This window comes from Ralstonia sp. 25C (genome assembly GCF_051904805.1).
In the GTDB taxonomy this organism is placed as follows: domain Bacteria; phylum Pseudomonadota; class Gammaproteobacteria; order Burkholderiales; family Burkholderiaceae; genus Ralstonia.
In genome coordinates, this window is the sequence record NZ_CP196737.1 from 3,639,425 (window position 1) to 3,653,231 (window position 13,807).

A 13,807-nucleotide genomic window follows, 5' to 3' on the forward strand; every position below is an offset into this window, starting at 1 on the left:
GCCGCTCCACTCTGAGTACTTACGCGGCACCTTTTTCATTGCTACGCCACTCAAGCCGAACCATCGTTCCGCATCGGGGTGCCGCGGAGAGCGGCTATCCCCGTGCTCGAATGGGATCAGAAATGCCTGTTTTCCTCCTGGAGAGCTTAGGTTTGTAGCCCCGGGCGCCAGTCAAGCTTGATGGTCACCACCGCACACGAGCACCCACGCTCGCTCGATAGTCGTGGCCGCTGCCGGAGCCTTGCAGGCTACTGCGGACCAGCAACTGCCCATACACACCAACGCGGTCGTCGTTCCATGTCACAGCACCACCTATCCCGACGCCAGCCCATAGGCGATCTGTTCGGGCCGAGAACAGCGTGTCGCTCACGTTGACCGTCGTGCCGCCACGGAAGTCGTAGTACAGGTTCGTGAGCCCATAGACGTTCGCGCGCGTGGCATGTCCGGCCGCATCGCGCCACGTGGTGTTGTAGTCCAACGCGACACCCAGGCGGCTCGTCAGGCTGTCCGACTTGTCTCGTACGACATGGGCACCGAACGGGTCGGTGAAGTCGTCAAAGCTCACCGACGAATACACGAGCTGCGCCTGGGGAGTAATCGACCACGCTTCGTTCAACGCCAACCGCTGGCCCGACTCAATGCTGAACGCGCGGCCAAAGCCCTCGTTGTCGCTCGCCATGCGTCGGCCGATCGTGTCCGAAGTCAGGTTGCTGTCGTACCAGGTCGCCTGCGCTTGCCCGTCGACATAGAACCCATTGTTGCCGGACCACGTGGCCGATCCGCTCAAGCTGTAGCCATCCACGCTGATCGTGCCGTTACCGAAGAACGAGTTGATGCCCGCCCGGCCGTGACTGTACTGCGTGCCGATGCCGGCAAAGAGGCGCCCCGAGGGATTCTCGGTCAGCAGCGTATCGAGCCCAGCCTGCGTCTTGACTTGGTCGAGGTCCCATTGCGTGCCCGTGCTCGAATGCGTCGAGTTGACCGCTAGATGCCGCCCTTCGATATGCGCCCAGCCTGCACCCGGCCGTACGGCCGCCTCGTCGCCGCCGGCATCGGCATCACCGGCCTTGGCCGGCTCGCTCCAGTAACGGCTGCCGACGCGCTGCTGCAATGTCGGCAGGTCGTTCATGGCCAGCAAGACTTGGGAATAGGCTTCGTAGAGCGGCACGCCCGGTTGATAGAGCGGTCCGGTCGGGGCCGGCGACGACACAGGGCCAGATGCCGGATTCACCAGGCTGGAGCGCAAGTACCAGTCGCCATCGGTGGGCGTCGAGATGCCGTTCTTCTGCAGCGTGTACGCGTAAGCACCACCGATCACGGCTTGCTGGCCCTTGAAGGTGTAGTCGCCTTGCAGCGTGAAGGTGCCGTTCGACTGCCCGGCGACGTCGACCACTTTGATGCCGTTGACCGTCTGCGCACCTGCGCCACCCACACTCGATACCTTGAGCGTGGTGCTGCCGGCGGTATCGCCTTGCACGACCAGGCGGTCGGTGACTGAACTATCTCCGCCCAGGGCCGAGCGCAGTTGCACGGTGCCACCATTGCCGATGTAGTTGCCGGCCACGGTCAATGCCGTGCCGGTGCCGTTCACGCTAACGGTGCCTGCGTTGGTCAGCGTCTTGAGCGTCTGCTGGAAGCCGTTCAGATCGAGCGTGGCGCCGTTGTCCACGGTATAAGCCGACGCAGCACTGAATGCCTGCGCTGCTCCAGCCTTCAAGATACCGGCGCTAACGTGCGTGTCGCCGGTATGCGTGTCGGCACCCTGTAGCAGCAACGTGCCCGTGCCTGCCTTGGTGAGGCTGCCGGCGCCAGTGACCGTGCCCGCCAACGTCAGCGTCGTACCCGGGTCGGTCTGCACCGCCGCAGCACCAGTCAGGGCCACGCTGCGGGCGCTCGTCATGCTGGCCGTGGTTTGCAGCGTGCCGTCGCCGATGGTCAGGCCGCCGGATGTGGCACCGAGGTTCGCATCGCTGGAGACGCGCAACGTGCCGGCCGAAACGGTCGTGCCACCGGTGTAGGTGTTGTTGCCGCCCAGCACCAGCGTGCCGAGGTCGGTCTTCTGCACCCCGCCGGTACCAGCCAGCGGCGCATTGATCGTAGCCGTCATGCCCGCGCCTGCAGACGTTCCGTCGCCGACGCGGATGATGTTCGATGCGCCCGTCAGCGTCAGCGCATTGCCCGTGACCGTGTACCCATCCGAGGCGAACTGCATGCCCGACGTGGTGACATTGCCGAGGCTGTTGTCGACTGTGACCGTGCCCGGCGTCCCCTGGAACACGGCGAACGTGCCGTTGGTGTACGGGGCATTGATCGTGCCGGTGCTGTCGGCCCAGTTGTCATTGCCGGCCGTGTTCTGCCAGGTGCCATTGCCGCCGTTGACGGCGCCGTTGTCCTTCGCGCCCGCTGCGCCATCCCAGAAGCTGAGCGTGAGGCCGGTGCTGTTGACGAGGTTCACCTGGTTGGCCACCGAAGTCTGCACGTAGTACGTGCCGGCCGGCGCCGTGCCGATGGCAAGGCCGTTGTTGGTCAGCGTACCGCCGTAGCTGAAGATGCGGTACACACCCGGGCCAAACGTGCCGCCCGGGGACGTGCTGACGTTGAGCGTGCCCGCCAGCGTAAGGTTGCCGTTGACGGTGGTCAGATCGTTGAGCGCACCGCCCGGCGTGTTGGCTTGTCCGAATTGATAGTTCAGCGCCGCGCCGTTGTTCAACGTCAGGTTGCCGTTGACGGTCAGCGCGCCGACTGCGCCGGCATTGCCAGGGCTCAACGTGCCGCCGCTCGCGATGGTCACGTTGCCGCCCAGCGTGCCGGTGCCGCCCAGCGTGGCGCCGCTCTGCACCGAGGTCAGCCCCGTTGCGCCGGATTGATTGCCATCCACCAGCAGCGTGCCAGCCTGTACCGTGGTGGCGCCGGTGTACGCGTTGGTGCCGCTCAGCACCGTGGTGCCGGAGCCCGCCTGCGTAAGGCTGCCGCTGCCCGAAATCGTGCCTCCAAACGTCACGCTGTCAGACCGGTTGAACACGAGTGCGCCGTTGTTTGTGACGTCACCTGTGATGGAACCGCTCGTGCCGCCGTTGCCGAGCTGCAGCGTGCCGGCGGCGATCGTCGTGCCGCCCGTGTAGCCGTTGTTGCCGGTCAACAGCAAGGTGCCGGCATCGGTTTTGGTGAGCGCGCCCGCACCGCCGATCGCACCCGACAGCGTCAGGTTGCCGGTGGTCTGGAATGTCCCGCCGCCTGCATTGAGCGTGACGGCCCGGGCGGAGGCAACGTTTGCGGTGTTCTGCAGCATGCCGCCGTTGAAGGTCAGCGCGCCGCTGGTGTTGCCGAGGTTGGCGTCGTTCGATACGGCAACGGTGCCGCCGTTGAGGAACGTACCGCCGGCATAGGCGTTGGTGCCAGTCAGCGTGAGCGTGCCGGTGTCCGTCTTGGTCAATGCACCGACGCCGCCGACCGTGCCGGACAGCGTCAGGTTCGCTTGCGTGTCGAACGTGCCGCCGTTCGTGCCCAGCGTGACGGCGCGTGCCGACGTGAAGGCGGCGGTGTTGCTGAGCGTGCCGCCGTTGACTGTAAGCCCGCCGCTGGCGTTGCCAAGGTTGGCGTCGGCCGAGACCTGCAGCGTACCGGCGGTGATAGACGTGCCACCCGTGTAGCTGTTGGTGCCGCTCAAGACCGTCGTGCCGGCGCCGATCTGGTTGACCGCCCCGCTGCCCGAAATCTGCCCGGCATAGCTGAGGGTGTCGGAGCGATCGAAGGCCAGCGTGCCGTTGTTCGTCACGTTGCCGGCGATGCTGCCTGACGTACCACCGTTGCCGAGTTGCAGCGTGCCGGCCGAAATCGTCGTGCCACCCGTGTAGACATTGTTGCCGGTGAATACCGCCGTGCCGGTGCCGATCTTGGTGAGCGTGCCGGCGCCGCTGAACGGCGATGCGGCGGTGACACTGAAGGCGCCGGTGTCCAGTGTGAGCCCGCCTGCAGCGATGTTGAGGCCGGTGCCTGTAAAGCCGCTGATAAACGCCGTGTTGCTGGCGGTGGCACGCAGTGTGGCGTTGTCGAAGTTCGCCTGCGACGTGCCTGGACCGGCTGTCAGCGCCCCCGTGGAAAGGGTGCTGCCGCTAGATACGTTGAGCGTGGCCGTTGAGGCCGCACCAGCGGTCATTGCCACCGTATTGGCGGACGCCGTCGCACCGTTGGAAACCGTCAGCGTGCCGCTGCCCCACGCGCCGATGTTGAGCGCCGCGCTGGTGTTCAGTTGCGAGCCTGCTCCAGTGACGGTGGCGACACCGGTTCCGGCGCCGCTGAGGTTGTTTCCCCCAATCGAGACCGCACCGGTTGTTGCTACCACGGCACCGCTTGTCACGTTCAGCGTGCCACTGCCGCCACCGCTGCCGCCCTGACCTCTGCCCACCGTGAGGACTCCATTCACATTCCACCTGGATCCGGCGCCCGAAATGTTGGCCGTGGTATTTGAGCCGCCAACGGCAAACAGCGTTCCGATCGCAGAGGTGAGCGTACTGCCACCCGTAAGGTTCAATACGCCCGTACCGCCGACACCCCCTTGACCAAGACTCAGAGTCCCTCCCGTGCTGACGGTGGCCCCGTTGGCAATGTTCAACACGCCCGTACTGGTCGTGGCCCCGCCGACGATGATGCCTGCCGCCGTGGACCAGGACGTTCCCGTGCCGGTGACCGTCATGGTGGCATTGGCGCCATTGGCACCGCCAACGAAGTTGGAGCCCGTCGCAACACTGGATGACAGCGTGCTGCCGTTCTGAATCGTGAGCGCGCTCGTACCTGCAGCCATCCCCATCTGCAGGTTGCCGATCGTCGAACTGGCCGCGCCGGACACACCTAGCACAGCCGGATTCGGCGAGTTTGTGTTGATCGTCACCGTGCCGGTGCCGCTCGGCGCTGTGCCCGTTGACCAGTTGGTGCCGACCGTCCAGTCGGTGCTGGTCGTGCCCTTCCAAACCTGCGCGCTGGCCGACGCTGACCAGCCGCACATGACCATCGCGCCCACGCTGACGCCAGCCAGCAGCGCACGCGATCGGCGCTTCTCCCCGCTGCTTTTGCCGCGCCCAGCGGTCACCTCCGAAGCAACGACCCAGGTACCCAGCGCCTTGGACCAGATAATGCGGAACACGTGATTCATTTGGACTCACCTTTAGAGACCGATTCGAAAAACCATCCTGCATGCCGACGGGAATACAGGCGAATTGAGACGAGCTTGAAGGTCGGTACGACTTTCGGAGCGCGTATGAGAAAAATTGAGAGGTTGGGGCGGATCAACGGCTCGGTTGAGCTGGCTTGCCCGCCTTCTGCTCAGTGCGGTCGGGAATGCGATGACACTGTGGTCCCGTTGCCGGCAGTGGGGCGTGACCGTTTTGGTAAGGCGCCTTCAGCGCGTGAGGCAGTGGGTCGAATGTTGCGAAGCGGCCGTAGCCGTTCACCCACCGCGACGACCGCGCGTTCTGCGCCGCGGCAGCCGGGCGAAACGAAAGTCGATCGATACAAGGTCGCGTTCCGCGCCAAACGTTTGATCTGGCTGCCGTAGCCGTCGTATTCATGTCTACCGCCCCGTCAGTAGAAGTGCCCAATGGACGAAAAAGTGCGGCGCAAAGTGGGGTCCTGCACCAACTTGGTGTCAACACTATGCGAACGTCTTTTTTGTGATCAAAGTAATCGATCGATAACTTTTCGACAAGATCAGGAGCGTGGTAAATGCAACATCCGTTTACAGTTGACACGCTGCGCGAGGTAGTCCGTCTGCGTTAGGTGATACCGAATCACAACCGTTGCGGTTGTGTTGCTTGCCTTGATGGAGAATGCGAGTGAAGCCCTTTTTTTGGTTCTTCGTGGATTTCCGTGGACGCTGCTTACCGTCGAAAAAGGGGCGTCCATGAAACGACGCTGGGGCGCCGCTGCTGTGCCCCTGGCTCAGCCTGGGTGGGACGCGCAACCGTCTAATGACGCGCCGCCGCTCCGTCGCATCGTGATGAACCCGCGCCAGCACCGTAGGCGCATAATGGCCCTACGCATCGCTGCAGAGCTGCTCCGGCCGAGGCCGCTTCGGGAGTTCCCATGCTAACGCTCGCCGACGAAGAAGCACACCTTCGTAGCGCCAACGACCATCTGCGCAACGCCGTCTACCTCATTGCGGTTCAGCAAGGCCGAGTAGAAAGACAGAGGGCTGCGGGGCTAGATACGGTCTCGAGCGATGCGCTCCTCAGTCTGTTGAATACAACGCTTCGGAACTTCATTCAGCATCGCCAAGCTATTTGCGAGGCCATTGAGACAGCCCGTGACATGCCTCCGCGTCTAGCTTCCTGGAGCGCTAACTGAGGGCTTTTTAGTCGGCAATCCACGGCCTTCAAAGGGCTGACCGTTGCTGGTCAACCGCCGACGTTTGTCCCGAGCGTTCCCCGGAATTTCGCGATGAACCTTTTTTGGGGGGGCGATGCTCAAACAGGGCGCCACTGCTTCGCCACGGGACGAGGCATTGCTTCGTCTTACTGAGTTGCACGTAGCTATCGCCGCCGCCGCCGAACTGCTGACGCCAATCGAGGCGCGTGCGATCAGGCAGGAGCTGAACACCGTTTCCCGCGCGTTCAGACGCGTCGGCCGCCTCAAGCCATCATGCAGGCCCACCAAGGCGGCAACAACCGTGACACCCACACAGGGTGATCTGCTCGGGTAAAGCAGCCCCTCTGGGTGAATGAATATCCCCAACGTGTTGCTGTCACTGGACTCGAGGCACCGCCTACGTTGGTTGAGCGCTATCCAGTCCAGCGGCCGTGCACGTCGCAAAGCAGATGGCCTGCAAGGATGTAGTCACCCAACGCAGCAGCCTTGGCTTCCAGTTTCGCGAGTTCACCTGCAGGCAAGGCGTCCAGATCGAACTGGCAGTACAGATTGCGCTGGCGAAACGTCTGCTTCGGGCGTGAGAGTCCAACCATTAAAGCGATCAGTGATTGGACAGCGATGTTCTCCTGGCTACGAAACTCCACGCGGATTCCGACCTTCTGACCCATCCGGCCCAACTCGACAGCATCCTGCCAGCCGGTTTCGTAGTCCAGTTCAATCACCGCAACCGCCCCTGCGGCGAGCAATCGCAGCGCTTCTCCTCTCGTACCAGCACGCGCTGTTGCCATTCCTTTTCCTGCTCCACTGGTGAACGCCTGCAAGGCGCACGTGGCACTTGCTCCAAGACAGCCCATGTATCAACAGTAACGTCTAGCGGTAAGCCGGTGGCTTGGGGCCGACGTAGCGTTTATAGGCCGCGATCCAGTCGTGCGCCATCTCCCGCTGGGCAAGTACCAGGGGAATCTTACGGCGACACACCAGCGAGTGCAGCCGGTTCTCCAGCTTATCCTTGGCCAGACTGCCCCAGTTGCCGACCACGTGCCGCGGCTGTGGCCAGAGGTTCTTTGCACTCTCCGGTGAGCCACCGATCTCCAGCGCTACGAGATGGTCTTCCTCATAGTCCCGCAGCCGCTTGTCGTCATAGCCGTACAGCCGGATCTGCCGCACCTTGAGTTCACGCGTAAGTTGCTGTGGTGGACGCACGGTCTTGGTGTAGCCGCGCACGCAAATCGTCTCGCGGATGTTGGCCTGCGTAACGCGCGGATCAACAGCGCCGGGGGTGAACCTGGGATTGGGCCGTGCGCGCTCGGTGGGCGCTACAGCGGCATATGCGCCGTCGGCATGCTCGACGCCGCCCTTGCTGGTTCGCGCGTATGCCGAATGGGAGGTTAATACCGCCACGCAAAGCGTGACGAACAGCCGTGGGTACTGCTTTTGCACATCTGCCTCGTGAAGAACTTCGAGCGGGCATTGTACTTTTCGCACGTGCCGCCTGAGGCAACTGCACCTAGCAGACGGGTCGTGGACCGAGCATGTAGTAAGCGATCAAATGTCCCACGACGATAATGATGCAGGCCAATACGACCCAGCCCAGCACCGGGTTGTTGCTTCGTTTGAGATCGGTCTGTTCCGACGCCAGAAGGCTCTCCGGCAGGCTTTGGCAGCACCCTGATACAGAGCGCGATAGCAAAGACAGCGCAGCCGATCAGACACGCTGCAACCAGCAAACCTTGGAAATGGGCACTGCTGTGCATACGTGCGGGATCGCCCAACGGACCGACTGGCATCCGTCGGCAAAAAAAATGAAATCCGGTGAAAGAGGGAGTGGTGCCGGCCGGCACCACTCCCTCTATGACGGCTCGCTGCTGAAGCCGACTGTCGATGATCCAAGGCCGACCGCAAAGACCTTTTCCGACCGGCTGACTCCAGAGACTTAGATCGGATTGAGTCCGTACTTCGCCATCAACCGTTCGATCTCGCTGTTGCGTTCGCTCGCCATGTTCCAGTAGCACGCGTTATCCGAACACTTGCTCTCAAGCTGACTGGCCCACTTCTTGTGGGACTTCAAGATGCTCTGCTTTTCCGACTCGGGAACACGGCTGGAGTCCAGCAGACGCTGGGTGTTGCCTTTCACACGCAGCATACTGCCGCGTGCACCGTATTCGATGCATTGTTCGCGCTCGTACGGACTGCGCTTCATGTTGCAGTAATCGCTCGCGCGGAATTGGGCGTGGGCTTGGATGGCGAACGTCGAGAGGGTAAGAATGGCGGCAGCGGAGAGAAATTTGCGCATGATGTTGTTTCATTGAATGAGGACAGATAGCGCGCTTCAATCCAGCCGCTGGTCGCGAACACCGTACTTCGACGTTTCCTTGTAAGTGAAATCCTTGAATTTCTGGATGTGCTCCAGGTAACACGCGTTCTCCGGATAGCCGAGTTCGTCCTTCTTGCACTGACGATTCGCCTCCGATGCGATGGTTTGGCGTTTTGCTTCCACCATGCGTTTCACCGATGCAGGAACCTTGCGTGATTCCTGTACTGCCAAGACGTATTCATCAGCGCCCTGCATTTCGCTACCGATCAAACTTGACCAACAATCGCTGCGTTGGTTTTTGGTGGGCATGGTGTCGCAAGTCGAGACAGCGAAAGCGCTGGAAGCCGAGAGGGCGAGAGCAATGGCGACGATAAGAGTGCGCATGAGCGTATCCGTTTGAGAGATGTTCAATTTGGTGACCCCTTGTTGCGTGGAATGCCTGCCCGTCGCGGAAAGGGAGCCGGACGGGCATTTCTGTGGATGTGTGGTGGCTGTCGGTCGTGGCGCGGTTCCCCTACATCGAGCGGCTGGTGTCCTCCTCGGCTATCCCATCCAGAGAACCTGTCGTTTCTGCGTCCAGCACAGCCAGGCACGCCCGGAAGATCGGTACGCCCAGCACGCCGCTGTGCTTAAGCGCAATCAGGCGTTCGCGGCGCACGTGCACTGGTTGCTTCGCATCCCCGACAAGTTCCCAGGCGGCACTGATCAGCGCCCGCCGCGCCCCTCGGCGTTGGAGCAGATACGCCGCACCCGCAACCGGTCCAATGCACGCGGATACGAAGGCCCATCCCGAAGCCGGCAAACCGACGCAATGGACTCGCAACCTGCGCATGTCGAGCGCGATGCCGAACGCTGTCGCGACCATGCTGGATACCCAAATCAGCTGAGGCATAAGACATTCCTTAAATATACCGTATACGGATACAGGATATCTCGTATGTGTATCTAGAATGCAGGGCATGTCTCATCCGATCCACGACCCTCGCTATCAGCGGATTTCGACGCTGCTCACCGAACTGCGCAAGCAGCGCGGTTGGCTGCAGCAGGACGTTGCCGATCGAATCGGCCGACCGCAGGCCTTTGTGTCCAAGGTCGAGAGCGGCGCCCGCCGCCTGGATGTGGTCGAACTGCTTGACTTCCTGCGCGTGCTGGAAGCCGACCCGCATGCCTTCATCGACATGCTTCTGGACACACCAATGTCGGCGCTGCCGCGCTGACGATCAGCAATCATCAGGCAGTAGCACTGTCGTCACAGACCTGTCCCATTCCGTCAAGATCCGGATCTTCTGCCCGGTGGGTAGCAAGTAGCTGGACAGCACGCGCTGACCGGCAATGGCCGCCAGGTTGTTTTGCTCATGGTCTTCCTCGGAGATGTCTCCCCAATCGCCTCGGGCGTGCCGGTTAAGCAGCGTGAAGACCGACACGCCAGCCGCAGCCAAAGTGGCGGTCGCGGCCGGTGTTGCCAGAAGCTGGCCAAGCCGCAGGCGAGGGGCATTCGTAGGTACGGGCGGTTCCGTCAATGAAGTTCTCTTGAAAATGGGCGAGCGCAGATCTCCGGCGGAGCCTGATGCGATATCGCTGAAATAGAAGGGAAAGACGCTGGACGCCGAATGCGCCAGCGGACTACCGCGCTTGCGAGGCGAGCGCGTTCGGGTAGTGCTTGGCGAGGATGAGGTTGATCTTTTCCACCAGATCCGGGCGCTTGAACGTCAAGTGACCGTTGCCGTTCTTGAACCAGCGCAGGTACAGATAGTCGTTCTCGGCCTCGGTTTGTCGTTGTTGCCGTGCTTGGCTGATCAGGTAGTAAATGCCTGCACGGTGATCCGCTTCCGGTTTGCCGTCGAGCACGTGAAACACGCGCATCAGATCGTCCAGCTCATTTGTGCCGTGGTGATTGAGGGACCCGTAACTGAAGAGCGACTTCAGGATGATCCGCTTACCGAACTTGAAAGGCCGGTTGCTCTTGTAGTCCCACGACAGCCGGCGGAAGCACTCAAGTACGCCGCGTTCAAACATATCGCCACGGGCACCGTGAAGAGCGATGAACGTCGCTTCGATGTTGGCAGCCGTGAGTTCTGGAACCTCGCCGTCGGCAATCTGCTGGTGCCATTGCGCGCGGGCGCGGGCATCCATGAAGGTGCGCAGACCGGACTCACTCAGCAAGTAGTTCCACCCTTGGGCATCGATGGTGTGCAGGATCGCTTGTTCCGCCTCGGCACGTTTCGCGTATTCGCCTGTCACCGTGACCGAGCTTCGATGCGCATAGCTGTCGTCGAGCACCAGCCGGGGAAAACCGAGGTGAGCGGCCCGCGCCAGCTGTTCGGCTTCGGCGAGAAGGTCGAGTGCCATGCGGATGCGCTCGACGGTGGCGGCGCGCTGGTTGGCGAGATTGGTGATGGAGAGGCTTTTGACAAGGTCAGTGGATGTGTCCATGAGCCTCCAGCCGACTGGTTGGATGGTGGTTAAGGAAAGAAGAAAGCCGGGCGTGAAGCCCGGCTTATGACTGTGTTTTGCCGCTTGTTGTGGCGGGTGAGGGTCTGTCACTCTTGTGTGAAGTAGGCATTGAGCTTCTCCTTGATCTCACGCGCGATACCCTGCCAAGCATCGGCAACGTCAACGGATTGCCATCGAACACTTTGTGCAGCGCGTCAGGGGTATTTCTGCGATCTTGTCGGACCGCTTGGACAGCGCGTCAATGACGAACGTCTGCGCCAGTGCTCCGTAGCGTGAGAAATCCGTCAACTCGCAAACGAGTTCGATGTTGGTTATAAGTTCTGGCATGGACATGTGCTTGTGTCGGGCAAAAGGAAGGAAGAGAGCCGGGGCCGTTGCCCGGCTTGTATGTCCTCGGTTGAGTCGAGCACGATGAACTGCCTGCGCAATGCCACCCACGCGCCTGCTTACAGGAGGCGGATATCGGCGACGGTGGGGCGAATCTGTCCTGCACCGATTGCCTGCACGAGCCTCGTCATGTCGGCATCGTGCAATCGCGCTGCCGGCAACGGCGTGACCGCTTCGCCGACTGGCGGTCGGCTCTCTGTTTCTGCCTCCCGACTTTCGGACACAAGCGTGGGTGCATGACGGTTCATAACGGGCATACCGTTGTGCCCAGCAGGACACCCTGATCAAGCCGACGTACTGCTCGGCAACGTTGCCTTGCGGTCCAGCTTGTCGCGCAGCGTGGGAGCATTGGCGGCGTCCGCCTCGTCTGGAGTGCCGGGGGCGGGGTTGTCCGCCTCAGGATAGAACTCTTCCACAACTGCTGCAGCTTCTTCAGAACTGTCCTCGAAAGTGCCGTTGGCAAAGCCAATCTTGGCAGTCGCGTCCAGGGCCGCCTGGTCGAACCCGACAGACTTGCGTCGTGCGTCCAGCTCTCGCGCTTCCGTGATTGCGTCCTCCAGCGACTTGCCCGCCCGAACACTCACGTCCACGTAGTAGATCGCCGAGCGAAAGCTCCGCGCGGTACTTTTGCCTCTGAGTTTCAATTCCAGGGGCAGGCAGGCGAGCAGGTTGCCGGATACGGCGCCGAAGTAGTGCAATCGTGCCGCCAACGTCCGAATCGAGTTCCACGACGTCGTCCGCAAGATGAACGAGCCCATCTCGTCCTCGTCGCCCACGATGACGTTGAGCCGACCAAATGGCTTACAGCCGCTAGGACCGCCGAACTGGCAACCTTCTGGCGACGGGCAGGGCAAGATCGCAATCTCGCCTCCGTCCACGCGCTTACACCGCTCGCCGTTGCCGACGCAGACGGGTCGTCCGGTCTCCCGGTCGAACAATGTGTATTCGGCACGCAGATTCAGGTTGGGATCGTTGAAGAGCATCCGCACCGGGATCGATCGCAGCTTGCCGGCGCCACCTGCTTTGCGTAGTGATTCGTTCAATGGGTGAAGCACCCATTCGCCACGGTTCTGCACCTGGGTAGTGAGCGTAAATTGATCGTCCTTCTCCGGTCGGCGCTTGCCGTTTCGTTCTACGACACGGCCGATGCTCACACGACCGATGATGGGCGGCGTAATGGCGAGTCCTTTGAGCATGGGAATGGCTCCTGAAATCAGGGGTAGATGAGAAAGCGGCGCGAGCCAGCTTTGGGGATGGCGTACTGCTGAGCAAGATGCGGGTGGTCAGCCAGCAGCTGTTCTAGGTCGGTAGTCGTGCCGTCCTTGCCGCGCCGGAAGGTCACTTCCCCGGTATCGAACAGCGCCCGCGAGGCGTCGCCCATGGCGTACTGGATCGTCTGCTTGAACTTCGCTGCCTCCACTTCCAGCGATTCGATCTGTTCACGGACGGCAACCAGATCGGCAAATGCTCCGGACAACTGACGGTCTCCTGAGAAATCCACCGTGCCGCCGCTGTCCTTCGGGTACAGGCAGCGGAGTGCCCGATCGGCGGATTTGGAGCCGTCTCCCGGTGGTGGTGTGTCGGTTTTGACGTAGTGCCAGAACTGCGCTTCAAGCGAGATCAGTCGGGAGATGAGTTCGTCGTCGCGTTCGATGCGGTGAACTGCCAACTGCTGGCCACACAGCAGCACAGCGACGTCCGCAGCCTGCTTGCCGGTGACGGCCAGTTGGTGCTGCACTTGAAGCACCACATAGTCGGGCACGCCGTCCTGCCAATGACGCGAACCAAACTCGCCTGCTGTCTTGCACTCCAGGATGTGCACGTCGGGCACACCGACAACTTCGCGATCCAGGTTGGCGAGCATGAACGGAATCGTCGGGTGCCGCAGCACCGCGTTGACCTTGCGCACGCGGCGCCCAGTCTGCTGGGTGTAAGCCGCCGCCACAATGGGTTCCAACAAGGTGCCCCAGTAGACGGGTTCCGCCGTATCGTTGGTGTCAGGCTTGGGCAGGTCGGCATCACGGCCGGTCTTCTCTAGCCACAGTTCGAGTTGGCTTTTGTACGGATTGAGGCCGACCGCAGCAGCGGCGTCCGATCCGCCGATGCCAGTCTTGCGGACTTCCAACCAATCGGTGCGGGACAGCTCGGTTGTCTTGATCAGCTTCAATGGAGCGCGCCGAGGTTTAGGCCGAATGGGTTCGATGGCACTCATGCAATCTCCAAAAGAAAAAGCGGCCCGGTGAGCAAACTCGACCGGGCCGGAGATTTGAGATAAGAGAGGAGTGGTGCGGA

The 13,807-nt window shown here is 61.8% G+C and carries 11 protein-coding genes; 1 reads left to right on the forward strand and 10 read right to left on the reverse strand.

Translation table 11 applies throughout. The features are described from left to right. Nucleotides 1-184: 184 nt before the first annotated feature. The 6 genes from ACS7SF_RS17025 to ACS7SF_RS17050 all read right to left on the reverse strand — a co-directional run bounded on the left by ACS7SF_RS17025 (nucleotide 185) and on the right by ACS7SF_RS17050 (nucleotide 9,566). Nucleotides 185-5,149, reverse strand: a complete 4,965-nt coding sequence (locus ACS7SF_RS17025; RefSeq protein ID WP_439890843.1) for an autotransporter outer membrane beta-barrel domain-containing protein — start codon at nucleotides 5,147-5,149, stop codon at nucleotides 185-187. Between the two features lie 1,624 nt (nucleotides 5,150-6,773). Next, entirely contained in the window at nucleotides 6,774-7,148 is a 375-nt protein-coding gene (locus tag ACS7SF_RS17030; protein WP_439890844.1) for a PHA-granule associated protein 4, read from the reverse strand. A gap of 82 nt (nucleotides 7,149-7,230) precedes the next feature. Next, entirely contained in the window at nucleotides 7,231-7,800 is a 570-nt protein-coding gene (locus ACS7SF_RS17035) for a hypothetical protein (protein WP_439890845.1), read from the reverse strand. 493 nt (nucleotides 7,801-8,293) lie between these two features. Then, nucleotides 8,294-8,653: a hypothetical protein gene (locus ACS7SF_RS17040; protein ID WP_439890846.1), complete on the reverse strand. Its 360-nt coding sequence runs from the start codon at nucleotides 8,651-8,653 to the stop codon at nucleotides 8,294-8,296. A gap of 36 nt (nucleotides 8,654-8,689) precedes the next feature. Then, nucleotides 8,690-9,058 carry a hypothetical protein gene (locus tag ACS7SF_RS17045; protein WP_439890847.1) on the reverse strand — a complete coding sequence of 123 codons (369 nt, stop codon included), beginning with the start codon at nucleotides 9,056-9,058 and terminating at the stop codon, nucleotides 8,690-8,692. Nucleotides 9,059-9,188: 130 nt separating this feature from the next. Further along, nucleotides 9,189-9,566: a hypothetical protein gene (locus ACS7SF_RS17050; protein ID WP_439890848.1), complete on the reverse strand. Its 378-nt coding sequence runs from the start codon at nucleotides 9,564-9,566 to the stop codon at nucleotides 9,189-9,191. Between the two features lie 67 nt (nucleotides 9,567-9,633). On the opposite strand from ACS7SF_RS17050, the gene ACS7SF_RS17055 reads away from it, so the two are divergent. Next, a complete protein-coding gene (locus ACS7SF_RS17055; protein WP_439890849.1) occupies nucleotides 9,634-9,891 on the forward strand; it encodes a helix-turn-helix domain-containing protein in 258 nt (85 codons plus the stop codon). Nucleotides 9,892-9,894: 3 nt separating this feature from the next. Here the strand turns inward: ACS7SF_RS17055 and ACS7SF_RS17060 are convergent, their stop codons facing one another. The 4 genes from ACS7SF_RS17060 to ACS7SF_RS17075 all read right to left on the reverse strand — a co-directional run bounded on the left by ACS7SF_RS17060 (nucleotide 9,895) and on the right by ACS7SF_RS17075 (nucleotide 13,727). Continuing rightward, nucleotides 9,895-10,194, reverse strand: coding sequence for a hypothetical protein (locus tag ACS7SF_RS17060; protein WP_439890850.1), 300 nt, complete (start codon nucleotides 10,192-10,194; stop codon nucleotides 9,895-9,897). 103 nt (nucleotides 10,195-10,297) lie between these two features. Further along, nucleotides 10,298-11,107 carry a DUF4942 domain-containing protein gene (locus ACS7SF_RS17065; RefSeq protein WP_439892788.1) on the reverse strand — a complete coding sequence of 270 codons (810 nt, stop codon included), beginning with the start codon at nucleotides 11,105-11,107 and terminating at the stop codon, nucleotides 10,298-10,300. A gap of 692 nt (nucleotides 11,108-11,799) precedes the next feature. Further along, nucleotides 11,800-12,711 carry a recombination directionality factor gene (locus ACS7SF_RS17070; protein ID WP_439890851.1) on the reverse strand — a complete coding sequence of 304 codons (912 nt, stop codon included), beginning with the start codon at nucleotides 12,709-12,711 and terminating at the stop codon, nucleotides 11,800-11,802. Nucleotides 12,712-12,728: 17 nt separating this feature from the next. Continuing rightward, the gene (locus ACS7SF_RS17075; RefSeq protein ID WP_439890852.1) at nucleotides 12,729-13,727 is read right to left on the reverse strand and encodes a YqaJ viral recombinase family protein; all 999 of its coding nucleotides are present in this window, start codon (nucleotides 13,725-13,727) and stop codon (nucleotides 12,729-12,731) included. Between the last annotated feature and the right edge of the window lie 80 nt (nucleotides 13,728-13,807).

What these genes read in the sequence shown, in the direction of transcription:
- ACS7SF_RS17025 (WP_439890843.1), bottom strand. Translation starts at nt 5,149, where the DNA reads ATGAATCACGTGTTCCGCATTATCTGGTCCAAGGCGCTGGGTACCTGG.
- ACS7SF_RS17030 (WP_439890844.1), bottom strand. Translation starts at nt 7,148, where the DNA reads ATGGCAACAGCGCGTGCTGGTACGAGAGGAGAAGCGCTGCGATTGCTC.
- ACS7SF_RS17040 (WP_439890846.1), bottom strand. Translation starts at nt 8,653, where the DNA reads ATGCGCAAATTTCTCTCCGCTGCCGCCATTCTTACCCTCTCGACGTTC.
- ACS7SF_RS17045 (WP_439890847.1), bottom strand. Translation starts at nt 9,058, where the DNA reads ATGCGCACTCTTATCGTCGCCATTGCTCTCGCCCTCTCGGCTTCCAGC.
- ACS7SF_RS17050 (WP_439890848.1), bottom strand. Translation starts at nt 9,566, where the DNA reads ATGCCTCAGCTGATTTGGGTATCCAGCATGGTCGCGACAGCGTTCGGC.
- ACS7SF_RS17055 (WP_439890849.1), top strand. Translation starts at nt 9,634, where the DNA reads ATGTCTCATCCGATCCACGACCCTCGCTATCAGCGGATTTCGACGCTG.
- ACS7SF_RS17065 (WP_439892788.1), bottom strand. Translation starts at nt 11,107, where the DNA reads ATGGACACATCCACTGACCTTGTCAAAAGCCTCTCCATCACCAATCTC.
- ACS7SF_RS17070 (WP_439890851.1), bottom strand. Translation starts at nt 12,711, where the DNA reads ATGCTCAAAGGACTCGCCATTACGCCGCCCATCATCGGTCGTGTGAGC.
- ACS7SF_RS17075 (WP_439890852.1), bottom strand. Translation starts at nt 13,727, where the DNA reads ATGAGTGCCATCGAACCCATTCGGCCTAAACCTCGGCGCGCTCCATTG.